The sequence below is a fragment of the Bradyrhizobium retamae genome (assembly GCF_001440415.1).
GTDB lineage: Bacteria > Pseudomonadota > Alphaproteobacteria > Rhizobiales > Xanthobacteraceae > Bradyrhizobium > Bradyrhizobium retamae.
On the sequence record NZ_LLYA01000001.1, the window covers coordinates 168,005 to 186,645 of the forward strand.

Here is an 18,641-nt window from a genome sequence, read left to right on the forward strand (position 1 = left end):
CAGCATCGCGGGCCATCGATCAGGAAAAGAGACGAGCCATGAGACGGGCCGACCGGCTGTTTCAGATCATTCAGGTGCTCCGGCGCACCCGCAAGCCCTTGACCGCGGACGCGATCGCGGCGGAGCTGGAGACTTCGAAGCGAACCATCTACCGCGATATAACGACCCTGATCGAACAGCGCGTGCCGATCCGCGGCGAAGCCGGCGTCGGCTACATCCTGGAAAAAGGCTTCGACCTGCCGCCCTTGATGCTCACGCCAGATGAGATCGAGGCCTGCGTGCTCGGCGCGCAATGGGTGGTCGGCCACGCCGATCCGGCATTGGCACGCGCAGCCCAGGATCTGATGGCGAAAGTCGCCGAGACGGTGCCCGAACGGCTGCGGCCATTCGTGCTGGAGCCGGCCAGCCGCGCCCGACGGGCATGGAACCGGGAGCCCGACCGCATCGACATGGTGCGGACGCGGGCGCAGATCCACGACGGCAAGAAGATCACGCTGAACTATCGCGACGAGCATGGCCGCGACAGCCAGCGCACGATCTGGCCGATCGCGGTCGGCTATCACGAGGCGGTGCGGATACTGGCGGCGTGGTGCGAGTTGCGGAAGGATTTTCGCAGTTTTCGCACCGACCGCGTCGTCGACGCGGTCTATCACGACGAAAAATATCCGGAACGGCGCGATATCCTGCGGGCGAAATGGCGGCGCAGCCTGGTCTGGGAAGCGCCGAAGGATACTTGAGGCTGGTCGCTGGTCGCCGCCGTCATTCCGGGCTAAACGCTGAAACATGCAAGGAATCGCCGCCTACGACCAAAACCCCTGCCAGGCCTGCGGCGCGTGCTGCAGCTACTCGCAGAACTGGCCGCGTTTCACCACCGAGGACGATGCGACGCTCGACCTGATTCCGGAAAGATTCGTCAACGAACGGCTGTCGGGAATGCGCTGCGACGGCGAGCGCTGTTCGGCGCTGTCAGGCAAGGTCGGCGAGGCGACGTCGTGCCTGGTCTACGCGGTGCGGCCCGAGGTGTGCCGCACCTGCATGCCCGGTGACGTGGAGTGTGCGATGGCGCGAAAGCGGCACGGATTGCCGATACTTCCCGCCCTTCCTGCCTAGTGCGCAATTGCGCACGGGCGCAGGGATGACGGCAGTGCAAGTTACGCCGTCACCGCTTCCGCAAAATCTTCGTCGTCGATCTCATCCTCGATCGGCTTGAAGGTCGAGAGCGGTTTGGTCGAAAGAGTGATCGGCTTGCGACCACCGTGCGATGACGACGAGGCGGAACGCACGGCGGGTTCGCGCGACAGCGCGTAGAGGGTGGAGCCGACCCGGCCGCCGAAATGGATCAGCTCGCGTTCGGTGCAGCTCGCGGCGATGGCGATGGCCAGCGCGTGGAGGTGGCTGCGGCGGTAGCAGAACAGCGCCAGCATGGCGCGGACGTCGGACGAAACGCTTTCCACCAGCAGCGACAGCCCGTGCGGATTGGCGCGATACATCTCGCCCAGCAGTTCGTCCCGGACCGGACAAAAATCGTTCTCGAAGGCGTCGCGGCTTGAAAACATTGCGGTTCTCCCTTTCCGGAAGATGCCGTGTAATTCTCTAATGAAGGGTTAACCACCTGCACCAGTAGTGTTCCGGGGCGCTTGCCTGTGACGCCTGAACCGGAATCAGAACGTGATTCGCGCCAACGTGGATACGCCTTCCGAATTCGGAGAAGATTGGACTGATGCCACCAGGCGCGATCAGTTCGCCGCCATGTAAATCGCCAGGCCGAAACCGGTGAGATGATGCAGCGCCTGATCGACGCCGATCAGCGTCCAGAACCACGGATGCTCGTTTTCGAGCGTGACGCCGAACCGGGAGGCGATGATCCCCTTGAGGCGGTCGACGGTGATGTGGATGAAGAAATCGATAAACGCGACGAACCAGAATCGCGGCGCGACGATCAGGATCAACGCCAGCGATACCGCGAGGTGCACGAGGCAATGCGCAAGCAGCGGCATCGCCCAGCCAGTCTTTTGATCCTTGCCGATCGCCATCCAGGAAGTTTGCAGCATGAAATCGGCAATGACGTGCTTCACGGTGAGAAGCAGCATCCATCCGACCAGCGCACCTACCGGGATCGAGGACGACATCGAGGGAAACAACAAAGCTGACGCCCTTTGCTGGGACTGACGAGATGGCGAAAAACCGGGACCTAGGCTGTCAGCGCAATGTTCTTGTCAAACCCGGACTATTCGAACGTTGCCTTTATTTATGACACCTCCCGCGGCGGAATGCACCTGTGGGTAGTCTGAAAATCGCACGGTGTGGCGGAACTGCGATACTGCGGCAACGGCGCGCAGCGTGGCCCGGGCAAGGTTACCGGCGGGCCCGCTTTGCCAATCCCATAAGAGCGGGCTATCATTGGCCGGCAGCCAAAATTATCGTTCTTTTCTAGGTATTTACAAATCCATTCGGACGGCCTGCGGCGCCCAGCCCGGCGGCAACACGTCCCTGACCCCGGGTGCGAGCCATGCGAGCCGAAACCCCAACGCCGCATCCGAAAATGCCGCGTTGCCGCTCGCGGGCGGTCAAGAGCAACCGGACCCAGATCCTGCTGTTTTCCATCCTGACGCTAGTCCTGACCGCCGCGGTGGTGTGGGGTGGCCGGACGCTGCTGCGCAATTCCGAAACGCTGGTATTTGCCGTCGGTGATACCGGCGGTCCGGAGGCGCGCTTCGCTGCCCGGCTGGCGACGGTGCTGAAGAACAATTCCTCGCGGCTGCGGCTCAAGATCGTGCCCAACGGCGACAGTGCCAAGGCGTTGTCGCAGTTCGACCGCAAGGAGGCCAACCTTGCCATCTTGCGCACCGACGCCAGGATTCCGCCCCGCGCCCGCGCGCTGGCGATCCTCGAACACGACCTGCTTCTCTTGATCAGCCCGAACGGCAAGAAAATCAAATCCGTCGCGGAGCTGAAGAAAAAGAAGATTGCCGTCATAGCCGACAACGAGAGCGGGGCTGCGCTGGTGCGCAACATTCTCGAGCTCTCCGACACCCCGGATGCGGCGGCGCGGGTCCAGATGGCCTCGCCGGGCGCGACCTTCGACCAGTTGTTCGCCGCGGGCTTCGGCGCCGTGGTCAAGATCGCGCACGCCTCGCAGATCGTAAAGGACAAAAGTTACCAGCAATTTTCCCGACGCGGCAGCTTCACCCTGAATGCGATCGAATCGGCAAAGGCGATCGCGAGGAAGTACCCGGCGATCTCGGAGGAGACGGTGGCGACCGGAATGCTGTCCGCCTCCCCCGCTGTCCCTGCGGAAGACGTCGAGACGATCGGGCTCGAATGGCTGCTGGTCGCCCAATCCAAGCTCTCGACCACCACCGTGGGCGACCTTGCGCGGATCATCTACGAGAACAAGGCCGAGCTTGCGCTACCCGACGGCTTCGCCTCCAAGATCGAGCCCGCAGAGACCGACAAGGACGCCTTCGTCGTGGCGCATCCGGGCGCCGCCGAATACATCAACGACGACACCAAGTCCTTTGTCGAGCGCTACAGCGATTTGATGTATGTGGCGCTATTGGCGCTCAGCATCATCGGCTCGATCTTTGCCGCCATCTACGCCAAGATCACCCGGATCGCACCGGAAAAGGCCAGCCAGCTCGCGACCGCAATTCTCGATATCGGCGAACGCGTCGAGCACGCCAACTCTCTCGACGCGCTCGACGAACTGCAGGACGAGCTGGAAGCAATCCTGCGCGGCGTGGTGATTGGCTTGCGCGACGGCACCATCAGTAGCGACGGGCTGGATACCTTCAAGCTCGGCTATGAATTCGTGCGCGACGAAATCGGCCTGCGCCGCGAACATCTCAAGCGGTATGCCGCGCATGATCATCCGCAGGACGACAAGGTCGTGGTCGTGAAGACCGCGCAGAGCGCGTAAACTACACGTTAACGGGCACCCGTGCCCTTATCTCGGCGATCTTGCGCTTGAGCGCGGTCTGCCGCGGGTCGGGCGAGACGGCGGCGCGCGCTTCGGCGATCGCGCCGGCGAGATCTGACAAGGCCAGCGCGCCATCGAAGGTCGGCTTGGCAAGCCCGTCGATGATCGCGTTCCAGTCCGCCATGCCCTGCCGATAGACGTCGCCATAGCCCTCGATCATGGTCGCAGTCTGGATGACCGTGGGCGCGGCTTGGGGCTGCTTGGTCAGGCTGCGGTCAATCATGTGCAGCCAGCGTTCGACCCAGACCCGCTCCTTGGCATAGCGCACCGAAAGCAGCCGCCATCGCCGCAGCCCGGCCTCGATCTTGAGGCGGCGAATGCCGAAGCGACTTGCCGTACTAAAGCGGATCGAAACGCGCTTGTGCGCCCAACCCACCCATTCGATGGCATCGAGCAGGTATTCGGCGACGACGGCGGGAAGCGCCCCGATCAACTCTTCAAGCCGGAATTTCCTGATATCCACGGACCCGGCCGACCCGCCGGGCGGGCCACTGAGTTCGGCGAGCTTGAGCTGCGCGATCCGGATCGGGTCCTGATAGCTCATGCGCACCGCCATCAGCCGCGCGATTTCGCCGAGCATCACGTCGTCGACGCCTCGTTTGCCGATGAACCGCCGCAGCCGGTCGACGTAGAGCCGGGCGTAGCTCGGGCCCTGATAGTCGATGAGGAGATGGATGGCCTTGCTCGCCACCGCCATCACCGGCTCCGGCAGCCCTTCGGGCAGGAACGGCGGCTCGTCGTCATCGTCGCCAATGAAATCGGCTAAGAGATAACGCAACGACGACAGAATACCGCGGTCTGACACTCCTTGGGCTCCGGCCTCTACGCGGGTTTCGGCTCGGCTGCCGGCGCAGACTGCTGTGCCAGTCGCCGCTCAAGCGTTTCAATATTCTGAAACAGCCGGGCACTTGACAGCCGCAGGAAATAGAAGCCGAAGGCCGGGTTCTGCACGTAGAGCTCCTCAACCTTGGTGTAACTGACGCTCAGGATGAGGCCGGATTCGACGCATTCCAGCGTCTGGGTTCGCATGTTCGACGGCGACAGCATACCGAGCTCGCCAACGATGGCGCCTACCGGCAGCACGATGCCGGATTCGACCAGCTTGAACTTGCCGCTGACGATATAGAGCATGTCCTCGGCCTTCTCATCCTTGTAGAACAGGATTTCGCCGGCCTGGCATTGGCGCTCGGTCATGAACGGCTTCAACCATTCCATCGACAGGTCGCTGTTGACGGATTTTTTGACGTCGCGCACCAACTGCAACATCTGGTGCAGCCGATAGGAATTAACCAGCAGCATGATCAACTGCACCACCATGACCAGGTAGTTTCGGGCGGGAATTGCGGTGATGATCAGGATGACGTTGGCGAGAATGCCGAAAATCCGCAAAGGGATCATGGTCTTCATCGTCGTGGTGGCAACCACGAAGATCGTGGCAAACAGCACACCGGCCGTTCCCGCGTGTTGTGCCAGATGAGACGTATCCATTGGAGACCAACCAATTTTCTTCAGGGAGTGATCTAATTCACGTTTCTGTTGCCGTGCCCGCTATCGTAATGTCCGCGGGCTTGCTTTGGTATACGAGGAAAACGCGACTATTTGTCGGGATTCTCACCTTTCCGGGGTAAAATTCACCGCAATGGCGCTTGCTGGACAGTGCCGGCCGCGGCCTGGGTTTTGACAAGGCATTTGACGGTCCTCCCGGCCCGACGGCGCACCAAGGCAGACAAAAGAATAATGGAGAACAGGATGTCCGAAGCGGCGAGCGCACCAGTCCTTGAAATCAAAGGCCCGCGCGCCACCATCCGCCTCAACCGGCCGAAACATCTGAACCGGCTGCAGAGCGAGGATCTCGGCGAACTCATGAAACTGTTCGACCGGATCGAGGCCGATCCCGCGATCCGCGTGCTGGTGCTGACCGGCACCGGCCGCGCGTTCAGCGCCGGCTATGATCTCAATTCGGTCGCGGACCGAGCGATCAGCGAGAAGGAACAGCCGAGCGCGGGATCGGCGTTTGAGGTCGTGGTCAACCGGCTGGAGGATCTCGGCGTGCCAACGATCTGCCGGCTTAATGGCGGCGTCTATGGCGGCTCGACCGACCTGGCGCTGGCCTGCGATTTCCGCATTGGCGTCGACACGGCGGAAATGTTCATGCCGGCGGCACGGCTCGGCCTGCACTACTACAAGAGCGGTATTAAGCGCTACGTCTCGCGGCTCGGCGTCGACAATGCAAAGATGCTTTTTCTCACCGCGCAAAAAATCACCGCACCGGAAATGCTGCGGATCGGTTACCTCACTGCCATGGTGCCGGTGGCGATGCTGGACGAGGAAGTGGATCGTCTCGCCACTATCTTGGCCGGCAACGCGCCGCTGGCGATGCGCGGCATGAAGCGCGCCATCAACGAATTCGCCCGCGGCAAGCTTGACGACGAGGCCGCCGACCTCCGCCACCGCGAGAGCATGCGCAGCGCCGAGATCAAGGAAGGCATCGAGGCGTTCGCGGAAAAACGGCCGCCGCGGTTTTAGAGCGGGGCGTATTTCGCGGCATGAAACACTCCTGAAACACGATTCTCTCCTTCGCGCGTGAACGCAGTTCGCCCCTGGTCCGACTGATGGGCAGGGACGCAACAACGGCCTCGTGCCAAGCAACTGGAGAAAATGAGTATGTTTCGCAAGGTTACCCTCGGACTGATTGCCGCCGCCTCGCTGACCATTGCCGCTGCAGCGCCCGCTTCCGCCGGCGGCTTTTACCACGGCCATCACTGGGGCCATCATTGGGGCCATGGCTGGGGTCCCGCCATCGGCGTCGGCTTCGGTGGCGTCTACGTCAACACCGGTTTGAACGCCTGCCTGCAGCAGCGCTGGGTCGAAACCCGCCGTGGCATGCGCCTGCGCACCGTGAACGTCTGCGCCTACTGATCGAACAGCATTTGTAAGAGAGATCCCGACCGCGCCTGCGATCGGGATTTTTCCGCTTGCCTGATACGTTGACCCGTGCCCGCTGCAGCCATATTGTGGCGCCTGCGGTGCAAGCCGCGCCCGGGCCCGCGGGAAGGGTTGAACCCACTTGCAGCTTTCGAGCGACATCTAGAGCCTTTGTGCAGCCGGTATTGCGGGCCCTCGGCGATGTCACGCACGGAGGTGTCTGATGAACCGGTCTCCCGATCGATTGAATCTCGATCATCTGAAGAAACAAGCCAAAGAATTGATCCGCCTCTATCGAAGCCGCGACCCGGCGGCGATAGCGCGGTTTCGGCATGCGCTGCCGGCGGCGGTCGGCCGAAGCGATCAGGACATTTCATTCCTGCAATTTCGCCTGCACGACGCGCAATCATGCATCGCGCGCGAGCACGGCTTTGCGTCATGGCCTGACCTGAAACAATACGTCGAAGTGCAGATGGCAGTGCGCAACGAGCGCGCCGCTCGCGTCCTGCACTGGGCTCAGCTCATCTATTCCGGCGACGTCAGCGGCGCTGCCAACCGCGCCAACCCGCGCGTCGCGCTGCGCATCCTGGCCGATGATCCCGAACTCGTCGCGGGCGATCCTTATCTCGCCTGTGCGATCGGCGACGAAGACGCGCTGCGGCGAGCGACACAGGCCGATCCGGCCTGGACCAACCGTCCCGGCGGCCCGCTGCGATTGCCGCCGCTGTTCGCGGTCGCGCATTCAAGCCTGCTGCGCGTGGAAGAATTTCGCGGGCGCCTGCATCGCTGCGCGCAATTGCTCATCGCGGCAGGCGCCGACGTCAACCAGCACATCTACAGCCGCTGGCCGCCTGGATCGCTGAACGAGCCCGACCAACGCTATCCGCTCTCAACGCTTTATGGCGCGGCCGGCAGCAACCATGATCCGGCGCTGACCAGACTGTTGCTCGAAGCGGGAGCAGGTCCGAATGACGGCGAATCGCTTTATCATTCATTGGAGAATCCGGCGTGCACGCGGCTATTGCTGGAGCACGGCGCGCGGATCGCAGAGAGCAACGCGATCTACCGCTCGATCGATCTCGAAGACGACACCGCGCTAAGACTGTTGCTGCAGCATGGCGGCGATCCGAACGAACCGGCGCTGAACAAGCCGCTGGCCGGCTGGGGCTCGCCTTTAGCATGGGCGATCTACCGCCGGCGCCCCCGCCATGTGAACGCATTGCTGGAAGCGGGCGCCGATCGGTTTCGACCAACCGCTGACGGCATCAGTCCCTACAGGCTGGCGCTGCAGTTCGGACTCTCCGAGGTCGCAGCCCTGCTGCGCGAGGGCGAACCTGACGTTACCGACGAAGAGCGCTTCGTCGCCGCATGTGCGCGCGGCGACGAAACGGAGGCGCGAGCGATCCGCTCGCGGCGACCTGACCTGCCGGCCTCGTTGTCGCCGGCGCAGTTGCGATTGCTGCCTGACATGGCCGCGGCCGGCGCCGATGACGTCGTCAAGCTGATGGTCAGGCTCGGCTGGCCGATCACGGTGCGCGGCGGCGACTGGGATGCATCCGCGCTCAACCTCGCGGTGTTCCGCGGCGATGCCGCGCTGACGCGCTTCCTGCTCGAACACGGCGCTGATTGGACCGAGCAGCACGGCCACGGCGACAACGCCTGCGGCACCTTGGGTTGGGCCTCCTGCAACGAACCGGTCGAGGGCGGCGATTGGGTCGGCTGCGCATGCGCCCTACTCGATCACGGCATGCCGCGTGCGACGGCGATGCCCAACGATCCTGATTGGGTGCTGGTCGCCGGCATGCGAAAACGCTTTTCCGACGAGGTCACCGAGGAACTGCTGGTTCGCGGAGTTTGACATTCTCCCCATCTCCCTTGTGGAAGAGGGTGCCTTCGCGAAGCGAAGACAGGTGAGGGGTTGTCTCCGCGGATAGAGACCCGTCATCCGGCGCCGTAGCCGATGCGAAGCATCGGCGTTCTAAGAGACGGCGGCCAAAGGCCGCCTATGCCACCTTCACCCACAAGGGGAGAAGGGTTACTCGTCCACGAAGGTGACCGTATCAGCCACGCTCGCCCGCGAGGTGCGGTAGCTGTTGACCTTGTGGGCGTGGTCGGCATAGCCGAAGGAAATGCCGCAGACCACGCGCCGGTCATCCGCCAGCTTGAAGTGACGCCGGATCAATCCGGAATGCCGCGCCAGCGCGGCCTGCGGGATGGTGCCCAGGCCGAGCGCCTGCGCCGCCAGCATGAAATTCGAGACATAGGCGCCGCAATCGACCGCGCCATAGATGCCGAGCGGCTCGTCGGTGTGGATAACAGCGACATGCGGGGCGCCGAAGAAATTGTAGTTCTCCAGCGCCTGTTTGGCGTAGGCCATCTTGTCGCCTCTGGCGATGCCAAGCGTGTTGTAGAGCTGAAAACCGCTCTCGCGGCGGCGTTCGAGATAGACGCCGAGATATTCGCGCGGCGGCGTGAAGTCATGATCATCTTTCGCGCCGGAGGCGGCTTCGGCATAGATCGCCTTGCGAAATGTCTCCTTGGCCTCGCCGCTGGCGATCAGCACCTGCCAGGGCTGGCTGTTGCACCATGACGCCGTGCGCTGCGAGACCCTGAGAATATGTTCGATGGTCTTGCGCGGCACTTCTCGCGGCAGAAATGCACGGACGGAATAACGCTCGTTCAGGAGCTCTTCGAGCATGCCGATGCGATCCGCGGTCGCGTAACGTGCCTTGGGTGCTATAGCATCCATGTTAGCGTCCCTTGGTTGGGATCTTGTTGAACGGCACGTCTTTGTCGACTCTGATATCGCCGGGGAGGCCGAGCACGCGCTCGGCGATGATGTTGCGCAGAATCTCGTCGGTGCCGCCGGCAATGCGCATCGAGGGCGAGGACAACAGCATCTGCTGGAACTGGCCGCGCGCCGTTTCCTCATCCGCGCCGGTGAGCGCGCCGGCCGCGCCCTGCAGATCCATCGCATGGGTCGCGATATCCTGCAGCATCGAACCCGACACCAGCTTGCCGATCGAGTTTTCCGGGCCCGGCCGTTCGCCCTTCGACAGCGAGGAGATGGCGCGGTAGCTGGTGTATTTCAGTCCGCTCGCCTTAACCGCCCAGTTCGCGAGTTTTGAGCGCGTCGCGGGATCGTCGATCGCAAGCCCGTCATCGGTCATCAGGTTGGAGCAGAACTCCAACATCTCGGGGAAGCCCGTCGCAAGCCGCGAACCGATCGACATACGCTCGTTCATCAGCGTGGTCAGCGACACGTTCCAGCCGTCGCCGACCGCGCCGAGCCGTTGGCTGTCCGGGATCACCACATCGGTGAAATAGACCTCGTTGAACTCCTGCATGCCGTTGGCCTGCTTGATCGGCCGCACCTCGACGCCCTTGCTCTTCATGTCGAGGAAGAACATCGTCAGGCCCTTGTGCTTGGGCACGTTGGGATCGGTGCGCGTGATCAGCAGGCCGTAGTCGGAGTAGTGCGCGCCTGAGGTCCAGATCTTCTGGCCGTTGACGATCCAGTTGTCGCCCTGCTTCTCCGCGCGCGTGCGCAGCCCCGCGACATCCGAGCCGCCGGCGGGTTCGGAGAAGAGCTGACACCAGATGTGCTCGCCGGAAGCGAGTTTCGGCAAATAGTAGCGCTTGTGCGCCTCGCTGCCGAACGCCATCACCGTCGGGCCGCACATGCCCTCACCGATTTGGAACGGCTGCGTCAGCTTGCCGTAGACGCCCTCTTCCTGCTGCCAGATCACCTTCTCGATCGGGCTAGCGCCGCGGCCGCCATACTCCTTCGGCCAATGCAGGCAGGCCCAGCCTCCTTCGGCCTTCTTCTTCTGCCAGGCCTTGCCGACGTCGACGATATCTTCCTTCTCCAGCCGGATGCGGCCGAGCGAGGATTTTGAGAGCTCCGCCTCGTAATGCTTCGGCGCGTTGGCGTCGATCCATTTGCGGGCGAGGCTACGGAATTCCGCTTCCTGCGGCGTATCGTCGAAGTTCATTGCGGACCTCTTTTTCTTGCGTAGGGTGGGTTAGCAAGGCGTAACCCACCAGTTCTATCGAGCGTTGTTGCTGGCAATGGTGGGTTACGCTTCGCTAACCCACCCTACGAATCGTCTTAAGTCCTTCCCTTGGTCGGGATCTGGTTGAACGGCACGTCCTTGTCGACTCTGATATCGCCGGGCAAGCCAAGCACGCGCTCGGCGATGATATTGCGCATGATCTCGTCGGTACCGCCTTCGACGCGGGTGCCCGGCGCGCGCAGCAGCATCGCCTGGAATTTTCCGGCGACTTCGGCGTCTTCCGGCCCGCTCAGCACGCCGGCAGCGCCCTGCAGGTCGAGCGCGTACATCGCGACTTCCTGGACCATCGATCCCGCCACCAGCTTGCCGATCGAATTCTCCGGGCCCGGACGCTCACCCTTCGACAGCGCCGAGATCGCGCGCATACTGGTGTATCTCAGGCCGCTCGCCTTCACCGCATAGTTCGCCAGCCTCGAACGAACGCTGCGGTCCTCGATCGCAGGCCCATCTTCCAACATCAGGCTGTTGCAGAACTCGAACAGTTCCGGGAAGCCTGTCGCCACGCCCGCTCCGATCGACATGCGCTCGTTCATCAGAGTGGTCAGCGAGACGTTCCAGCCGTCATTGACGGCGCCAAGCCGCTGCGAGTCCGGGATCTTCACGTCGGTAAAATAGACTTCGTTGAAGTCGGACTGGCCGCTGGCCTGCCTGATCGGCCGCACCTCGACGCCCGGGCTCTTCATGTCCAGGAAGAACATCGTGAGGCCCTTGTGCTTCGGCACATTGGGATCGGTGCGCGTGAGCAGGATGCCGTAATCCGAATAGTGCGCGCCCGAGGTCCAGATCTTCTGGCCGTTGATGATCCAGTCGTCGCCCTTCTTCTCGGCACGGGTGCGAAGCCCTGCGACGTCGGAGCCGCCTGCGGGTTCGGAGAATAGCTGGCACCAGATCTTCTCGCCGGAAGCGAGTGGCGGCAGATATTCGCGTTTCTGCTCCTCGCCGGCATAGGCCATCATGGTCGGGCCGCACATGCCGTGGCCGATGATGAACATGCCGCTGAGTTTGCCGAACGGCCCCTCTTCCTGCTGCCAGATCACCCGCTCGATCGGCGAGGCGCCGCGGCCGCCATATTCCTTCGGCCAGTGCAGGCAGGCCCAGCCGGCATCGGCCTTCTTCTTCTGCCAGGCCTTTGCAACGTCGAGAATGTTCGCGCCCTTGAGCACGGTGCGGCCGAGCGAGGACTTTCGCAGTTCTTCCTCATATTGCTTCGGCGCGTTGGCTTGTATCCATGCGCGGGCTTCGGCGCGAAACGCGGCTTCCTGCGGAGTGTCGTCGAAGTTCATGTTTTAAATCCTCGGTCGCATCCTGCTTCGTAGGATGGGTGGAGCGAAGCGATACCCATCTCTTTTTGCCGTCCGACTTCTGATGGGTTTCGCTGCGCTCTACCCATCCTACGGGTCTCACAAGCTTACGCCGCGTTCTTCTTGCGCATGCGGTCGATCAACTGATCTTCCCAGTACGACAGGCTGCCGAGCGTCAGCGCGGTGGTGTTGGCGCGGCGGTAGTACATGTGGCAGTCGAATTCCCAGGTGAAACCCATGCCGCCGTGAACCTGGATGTTGTTCTTGGAGCAGTGCTGGAACGCCTGCGTCGCGCTGATGCGCGCCGCCGCTGCGGCCTCCGGCAATTCCGACGCATTGGTCGAGAGCGCCCAGGCGCCGTAGTAGCAATTCGAGCGCGCCAACGTCGCCGAGACGTACATGTCGGCGAGCATGTGTTTCACCGCCTGGAACGAGCCGATCGGCCGTCCGAACGCGATACGGTCGAGCGCGTAGTCGCGGCCCATTTCCAGCGCGCGGTCGGAGCCGCCGACCTGCTCAAACGCCAGCAGTACTGCGGCGCGGTCGAGCACTTGCGTGAGGATGCTCCAGCCCTCGCCGGCCGCGCCAAGCGGTTCGGCGTTGGCTTTCGTGAAGGTGAGTTCGGCTTGCCCGCGGGTCGGATCGACATTGGTCAACGGCTTCGCCTCAACGCCGCCGGCCTTGAGGTCGACCAGGAACAGCGAGATGTCGGAATCGCGCTCGGTCGAACCGGTACGCGCGGCAACGACCGCGAAATCGGCAATCGCGCCATCCGGCACCGGCCTCTTCACGCCGTTGAGCGTGCCGCCGGAAGCCTGCAGCTTGATCGCCTTCGGCGACGGATTGCCCTTGCCTTCGAACAGCGCCAGCGTGCCGATCGCCGCACCGGAAGCGATCTTCGGCAGCCATTTCTGCTTCTGCGCATCGGAGCCAGCCAGCAGCAGCGCCTCGGCGGCAAGATAGACCGTGGAAGAGAACGGCACCGGCGCATTCGCGCGGCCCATTTCTTCCGCAATCACGCAAAGCTCGAGATGGCCCGCGCCCGCGCCGCCGAACTGTTCGGGAATTGCGACGCCGAGGAAGCCCATTTCGGCGAGCCCTTTCCACAATTCCTTGTCATACGGCGCCTTGCCGTCGAGCACCTCGCGCACGGCCTTCGGCGGGCACTTCTCAGTGAGAAATTTCCGCGCCGCGTCGCGCATTTGTTTTTGTTCGTCGGAGAAATCGAAGTTCATGGCGGCCTACCTCAGTTGCTTTCGTATTGTTCTATTCCCCGTCATTCCGGGGCGATGCGAAGCATCGAACCCGGAATGTCGAGTGGAGAGAATCGGTTTCGAACGATGGGTTTCGCTGCGCTCTACCCATCCTACGATCAGTTCAAAATGATCACATCATCTCCCGGCTTGTCGGCATAAAGCCTCTCCACCAGCGCGGCGCGGCGTTCGAGGCCGGCGCGCTGGTTGATGTAGCCCTTGTCGGTGAGTTCGTTGCCGTCGATCGAGGGCGGCTCGGCCATCAGCATCGCGCGCGCAATCCGCATGCTGCTGCCGGTGGCGGAGGCGTTATGCGCTTCCAAGCCACGCTTCAGGCAGGCGATCACCTGGGGCTGCTTCACCACCTGCTCAAACGTCGCATCGGGATTCCCCACGATCTGCCGACAGGCGTGCAGATTGGGCCAAGCCAGAAGTCCGATGAACGGACGATCCTGTCCCGTGACCAAAGCGTCGTGCACCACTGGCGTCGCAGCCGCGATGGCGTCGGTGCGCAATGAGCCGACATGGACGAAGGTGCCGGTCGTGAGCTTGAAGTCTTCCACCACGCGGCCGGAAAAGATGATGCCCTGCAGCGGATCGTTGTCATCGACGAACACGCCGGCATCGCCGATGCAGTAAAAACCTTCCTCGTCGAACATCTTCTTCGTCAATTCCGGCTGGCCGAAATAACCCGGCGTGACGTTGATGCCGCGCAGGCGCAATTCGTATTTGGAACCGCACGGCACCATCTTCAACTCGACGCCGGGAAACGGCAGGCCGATCAGGCCGACACGCTCGGTGTCCCAATAGGTGCCGGTCGAGGTCGGCGCGGTCTCAGTCGAACCCCAGCCGGTGTAGAACACGATGCGCTCGCCGGTGGTCTTCACCGCCAACGCCTGCATACGGTCGTAAAGATCGTCCGGCAGCCGAGCGCCGCCATAGGCCATCACGGTCAGGTTCTTGAAGAAGCTGCGGCAGAGCGCGTCGTCCTTTTCCATCGCAGCGGCGAGCGCCGCGTAGCCGGCGGGGACGTTGGCGTAATAGGTCGGCGATATCTCGTGCAAATTGCGAATGGTCTCGTCGAACTGGCCGGGCATCGGGCGGCCGTCGTCGATGTAGAGCGTGCCGCCGTCGATCAGCGCCGGGTTGAACAGCGCATTGCCGCCCATGGTGTGATTCCAGGGCATCCAGTCGAGATAGGTGGAAACCGGCCCGTTCGGGTCGCGCGGGCGCACCTGCATCATCATCGCCGCGTTGGCGCACATCATCTCCTGCGTATTGATGACGGCCTTCGGCATGCCGGTCGAGCCCGACGTGAACAAGAGCTTGCCGACGGTTTTCGGTGTGATCTTTGAAATCGAGTCTTCGACATCTTTGGTGGCCGGCGTTGCCGCGAGTTCGGCGAACGACACACTCCTGATGCCTTCGCACGGGCGCGCGACGTGAACCACAGTGACGCCGGCCAGGTCGATCGCCCTGAGCGCCTTCTCAAAGGTCGGACCGTCCTGCACCATCACGACCGCAGGCTTGATCAGGTTGAAGAGATATTTGAGCTTGAGACGATCCTGGCTCATCAGCGAATAGGCCGGCGACACCGGCGCGGCCGGCCGGCGAGCCTGCATCGCCGCCTGCGTCATCAGCGCGTGCTCGATGGAGTTGCCTGATAGGATCGCAACGGGACGGCCCTCCGTGAGGCCAAGGTTGAGCAGGCCCTGCGTCAGTCCGTCGACGACGCGCTTGGCTTCGCCGTAGGAGACGTTGCGCCATTGCCGCTCAGCGCCGCCGCGTTGTGCCAGCCAGATCCGTTCGGGCGCTTGCTTCGCCCATTTCGAAAGCGACGCCGGAATGTGCTTCTCGTAAGGCTGCAGCGGAATGCGCGACTTCAGGATGATGACGCCATCGGGACGACGCTCCACCGCGATGTCGCGCGGCAACCATTCGATCTTGCGGAAGGCCGGCTTTGTCAGCACCTTTGCTGCACTCCCACTCATATTGCGCCTCCCGGAATTTTTGTCCTTTGCGGATCTTGTCGTCATCGCCTGATATAGACAGGCTTTCGCTTTTCGAGGAAGACCCTGATGCCTTGCATCCGCGGATTGCGGCGCTCATTGCTGCGCCCTCTCCCCTTGTTGGGGAGAGGCTACACCGGCATCAGCCGTGCATTCGATGCGGTGAGGGGTTGCCAGCCGGAGAGAACCCCTCATCCGTCTTCGCGTTCCGCGAAGCCACCTTCTCCCACAAGGGGAGAAGGAAGAAGTGCATCGCCCTTACCGCGGCGCCATGCGGATGGCGCCGTCGAGGCGGATGGTCTCGCCGTTGAGCATCGCGTTCTCGACGATGTGCACCGCGAGCGCGCCATATTCGTCGGGCTCGCCAAGGCGGGCCGGGTGCGGCACCTGCGCACCCAGGCTCTTGCGGGCTTCCTCGTTCAGGCCCATCAGCAGCGGCGTGAAGAAGATGCCGGGAGCGATCGTGTTGACGCGGATCTTCAGGCTCGCGAGATCGCGCGCCGCCGGCAGCGTGAGGCCGACGATGCCGCCCTTGGAGGCGGAATAGGCGATCTGGCCGATCTGGCCTTCATAGGCCGCAACGGAAGCGGTGTTGATGACGACGCCGCGCTCCTCGCCGACCGGGGCCGCGGTGGCTAGCCGCTCGGCGAACAAGCGCAGCGCGTTGAAGGTGCCGATCAGATTGACGTTAATGATGCGGACGAACTTTTCCAGCGGATAGACGCCGTCCTTGCCGACCACGCGCTGCGAGCCGCCGATGCCGGCGCAGTTCATCAGCACGCGCGCGACACCATGAGCGGCTTCCGCCTTGGCGATCGCCGCCTTCATCTGGTCCTCGCTGGTGACGTCGGCATGAAGGGCTACGCCCTTCACTTCGGCCGCGACCTTCTCGGCATTCTCCTTGTTCTGGTCGAGCACGCCGATCTTGGCGCCCTTGGCGGCCATGGCACGGGCGGTCGCGGCTCCTAAGCCGGAACCACCGCCGGTGATGAGAACGGCAACGTCTTTCAACTGCATTTTGAGAACCTTTCCTTGGGTGTTTTCTTCTCTAGCTGGCGAATAGCGAGTGGCGAATGGATCCATTCGCTATTCGCTACTCGCTATTCGCCCCTTCCCTTCTTCCAGCATGCCGCCGCAGATCAGCGCTTCCATGTGCTTGATGTATTCGCGGCAGACTTCGTCGGTGACCGGGCCGACCCCGGTCGCGCGCGACATCGCGTGGCGGCCGAAGAACAGGTGATCGCAGGCACCGATCAGACTGGTGTAGAACAGCACCGGATCGATATTTCGGAATTCGCCGGCCTTGACACCCTCGGCGAGCAGGCGGCGATGAAAATCCAGCAGCGGCGCGACGAAGAATTGCGAGACTTCGTCGGCGGCTTCCGGGCTGCTCTCGTGCAGGAGATAGTGGATCAGCCGGTTCATGTAAGGGAACTGGTGATAGGCACGGATGATGCCGCCGATATGCAGGCGAAGCTTTGCGGTCGGCGAGATCGGCTGGCTGATCAGATATTCAAGCTGCGACATCTCGGTCGCGGCATCCCGCGCCAGCAGCGCCAGCAACAGCCCGTCCTTGTTGCCAAAATGGTATTTCACCAGCGCGGCATTGACGCCCGACTTCTGCGCAATGTCGGACAGCGACACCTCGATCGAGGCGCGCTCGATCATCAGCTCGCTCGCCGCCACGAGCAGCTTCTCGGCGGTGGTATTTTTGCCGCTCGGGAGCCTGGCCGGTACGCTGGTATTCAACGGTGATCCCATCACTGCTGAGGGCGGGAAATCTGGCCGCACATAAGCGCATGCCGCGGCTGCACTCAAGAGTTAATTGATTGATTGACTAAATCCCGCAGCCCCCCTTAAATCCGGCCCATCTTTCCAAGCCACAAACAACATTCAGGGAGAACAGACATGGCCGAGGCCTATATCGTCGCCGCCGCACGCACTGCCGGTGGCCGCAAGGGCGGACGTCTCGCAGGCTGGCACCCGGCCGATCTCGCCGCTTCCGTGCTCAATTCGCTGGTCGACCGCACCAGCGTCGACCCGGCCCAGATCGAGGACGTGATCATGGGCTGCGTGATGCAGGCCGGCGAACAATCCAACAACATCGCGCGCAACGCGGTGATGGCCTCGAAGCTGCCTGAGAGCGTGCCCGCCACCTCGGTCGACCGGCAGTGCGGTTCCTCGCAGCAGGCGCTGCATTTTGCGGCGCAGGCAGTGATGGCCGGCTCGATGGACATCGTGATCGCCGCCGGCGTGGAATCGATGACGCGGGTGCCGATGGGGCTTGCTTCGTCGCTGCCGGCCAAGAACGGTTTTGGCCACTACAAGAGTCCGGGCATCGAGGCGAAATATCCGAACATCGTGTTCAGCCAGTTCACCGGCGCGGAAATGATGGCGGAGAAGTATGGGCTCTCCAAGGATCAGCTCGACGAATATTCCTACAACAGCCATCAGCGCGCGATTGCCGCGACGCAAGCCGGCAAGTTCAGGGATGAAATCGTTCCGCTACAGATCACCCGCGCCGACAACTCGACTGACACCCACCATATCGACGAGGGCATCCGCTTCGACGCCAGCCTCGACGGCATCAGGGGCGTCAAGCTGATTGCCGAGAACGGCAAGCACACCGCCGCCAGCGCCAGCCAGATCTGCGACGGCGCCTCCGGCGTGCTGGTGGTCAACGAGAAGGGCCTGAAGTCGCTCGGCGTAAAACCGTTGGCGCGCATCCATCACATGACCATGATGGGCGGCGATCCCGTGATCATGCTCGATGCGCCGCTGCACGCCACCAAGCGGGCGCTGGAAAAGGCCGGCATGTCGATCAATGACATCGACCTGTTTGAGGTCAACGAAGCCTTCGCGGCCGTGCCGGTGGCGTGGCTGAAGACGACGGGCGCCGATCCGGAACGGCTCAACGTCAATGGCGGCGCGATCGCGCTCGGCCATCCGCTCGGCGGCTCCGGCACCAAGCTGATGACCACGCTGGTCAATGCGTTGAAGCAGAACAACAAGCGCTACGGCCTGCAGACCATGTGCGAAGGCGGCGGCATGGCGAACGTGACGATCGTGGAAAGGCTGTAAGCTGCTGCTGGACGAAA

Annotated in this window: 18 protein-coding genes; 7 read left to right on the forward strand and 11 right to left on the reverse strand. The window is 62.8% G+C overall.

Annotated features, from left to right (window positions below; translation table 11 throughout):
* The first annotated feature begins 38 nt into the window (after window positions 1–38).
* Window positions 39–737: a helix-turn-helix transcriptional regulator gene (locus CQ13_RS00775; protein ID WP_028351726.1), complete on the forward strand. Its 699-nt coding sequence runs from the start codon at window positions 39–41 to the stop codon at window positions 735–737.
* A 46-nt stretch (window positions 738–783) separates the two neighbouring features.
* The gene (locus tag CQ13_RS00780) at window positions 784–1,110 is read left to right on the forward strand and encodes a YkgJ family cysteine cluster protein (RefSeq protein WP_197427210.1); all 327 of its coding nucleotides are present in this window, start codon (window positions 784–786) and stop codon (window positions 1,108–1,110) included.
* Between the two features lie 41 nt (window positions 1,111–1,151).
* On the opposite strand, the gene CQ13_RS00785 is transcribed toward CQ13_RS00780, so the two are convergent.
* Together CQ13_RS00785 and CQ13_RS00790 are read right to left on the reverse strand one after the other, a co-directional pair.
* A complete protein-coding gene (locus tag CQ13_RS00785; RefSeq protein WP_057841120.1) occupies window positions 1,152–1,556 on the reverse strand; it encodes a hypothetical protein in 405 nt (134 codons plus the stop codon).
* Window positions 1,557–1,736: 180 nt separating this feature from the next.
* Entirely contained in the window at window positions 1,737–2,090 is a 354-nt protein-coding gene (locus tag CQ13_RS00790) for a DUF3307 domain-containing protein (RefSeq protein WP_197427218.1), read from the reverse strand.
* A gap of 419 nt (window positions 2,091–2,509) precedes the next feature.
* On the opposite strand from CQ13_RS00790, the gene CQ13_RS00795 reads away from it, so the two are divergent.
* Complete coding sequence (locus CQ13_RS00795) at window positions 2,510–3,919, forward strand: TAXI family TRAP transporter solute-binding subunit (protein WP_057841122.1); 1,410 nt, start codon at window positions 2,510–2,512, stop codon at window positions 3,917–3,919.
* 1 nt (window position 3,920) lies between these two features.
* Here CQ13_RS00795 and CQ13_RS00800 read toward each other — a convergent pair whose 3' ends face one another.
* Together CQ13_RS00800 and CQ13_RS00805 are read right to left on the reverse strand one after the other, a co-directional pair.
* The gene (locus CQ13_RS00800; protein WP_057841123.1) at window positions 3,921–4,784 is read right to left on the reverse strand and encodes a DUF6537 domain-containing protein; all 864 of its coding nucleotides are present in this window, start codon (window positions 4,782–4,784) and stop codon (window positions 3,921–3,923) included.
* A gap of 17 nt (window positions 4,785–4,801) precedes the next feature.
* Window positions 4,802–5,467: a Crp/Fnr family transcriptional regulator gene (locus tag CQ13_RS00805; RefSeq protein WP_057841124.1), complete on the reverse strand. Its 666-nt coding sequence runs from the start codon at window positions 5,465–5,467 to the stop codon at window positions 4,802–4,804.
* A 261-nt stretch (window positions 5,468–5,728) separates the two neighbouring features.
* On the opposite strand from CQ13_RS00805, the gene CQ13_RS00810 reads away from it, so the two are divergent.
* The 3 genes from CQ13_RS00810 to CQ13_RS00820 all read left to right on the forward strand — a co-directional run bounded on the left by CQ13_RS00810 (window position 5,729) and on the right by CQ13_RS00820 (window position 8,762).
* Window positions 5,729–6,505 (forward strand): enoyl-CoA hydratase/isomerase family protein, encoded by a 777-nt coding sequence (locus CQ13_RS00810; protein ID WP_057841125.1) that lies wholly within the window; start codon window positions 5,729–5,731, stop codon window positions 6,503–6,505.
* Window positions 6,506–6,643: 138 nt separating this feature from the next.
* Window positions 6,644–6,898, forward strand: coding sequence for a hypothetical protein (locus CQ13_RS00815; RefSeq protein WP_057841126.1), 255 nt, complete (start codon window positions 6,644–6,646; stop codon window positions 6,896–6,898).
* A 229-nt stretch (window positions 6,899–7,127) separates the two neighbouring features.
* Window positions 7,128–8,762, forward strand: coding sequence for an ankyrin repeat domain-containing protein (locus CQ13_RS00820; RefSeq protein ID WP_057841127.1), 1,635 nt, complete (start codon window positions 7,128–7,130; stop codon window positions 8,760–8,762).
* 177 nt (window positions 8,763–8,939) lie between these two features.
* On the opposite strand, the gene CQ13_RS00825 is transcribed toward CQ13_RS00820, so the two are convergent.
* The 7 genes from CQ13_RS00825 to CQ13_RS00855 form a co-directional block, all read right to left on the reverse strand.
* On the reverse strand, window positions 8,940–9,653 hold the full coding sequence (locus CQ13_RS00825) for a nitroreductase (protein ID WP_057841128.1): 714 nt from the start codon (window positions 9,651–9,653) through the stop codon (window positions 8,940–8,942).
* Window position 9,654: 1 nt separating this feature from the next.
* Complete coding sequence (locus CQ13_RS00830) at window positions 9,655–10,899, reverse strand: acyl-CoA dehydrogenase (RefSeq protein WP_057841129.1); 1,245 nt, start codon at window positions 10,897–10,899, stop codon at window positions 9,655–9,657.
* A gap of 116 nt (window positions 10,900–11,015) precedes the next feature.
* On the reverse strand, window positions 11,016–12,263 hold the full coding sequence (locus tag CQ13_RS00835) for an acyl-CoA dehydrogenase (protein WP_057841130.1): 1,248 nt from the start codon (window positions 12,261–12,263) through the stop codon (window positions 11,016–11,018).
* A 125-nt stretch (window positions 12,264–12,388) separates the two neighbouring features.
* Window positions 12,389–13,516 carry an acyl-CoA dehydrogenase family protein gene (locus tag CQ13_RS00840; protein WP_057841131.1) on the reverse strand — a complete coding sequence of 376 codons (1,128 nt, stop codon included), beginning with the start codon at window positions 13,514–13,516 and terminating at the stop codon, window positions 12,389–12,391.
* A gap of 137 nt (window positions 13,517–13,653) precedes the next feature.
* Entirely contained in the window at window positions 13,654–15,525 is a 1,872-nt protein-coding gene (locus CQ13_RS00845) for an AMP-binding protein (RefSeq protein ID WP_057841132.1), read from the reverse strand.
* A gap of 276 nt (window positions 15,526–15,801) precedes the next feature.
* Entirely contained in the window at window positions 15,802–16,560 is a 759-nt protein-coding gene (locus tag CQ13_RS00850) for an SDR family NAD(P)-dependent oxidoreductase (RefSeq protein WP_057841133.1), read from the reverse strand.
* Between the two features lie 69 nt (window positions 16,561–16,629).
* Entirely contained in the window at window positions 16,630–17,304 is a 675-nt protein-coding gene (locus CQ13_RS00855) for a TetR family transcriptional regulator (RefSeq protein ID WP_057841134.1), read from the reverse strand.
* 147 nt (window positions 17,305–17,451) lie between these two features.
* On the opposite strand from CQ13_RS00855, the gene CQ13_RS00860 reads away from it, so the two are divergent.
* Window positions 17,452–18,624 carry an acetyl-CoA C-acetyltransferase gene (locus tag CQ13_RS00860; RefSeq protein WP_057841135.1) on the forward strand — a complete coding sequence of 391 codons (1,173 nt, stop codon included), beginning with the start codon at window positions 17,452–17,454 and terminating at the stop codon, window positions 18,622–18,624.
* Window positions 18,625–18,641: the final 17 nt, after the last annotated feature.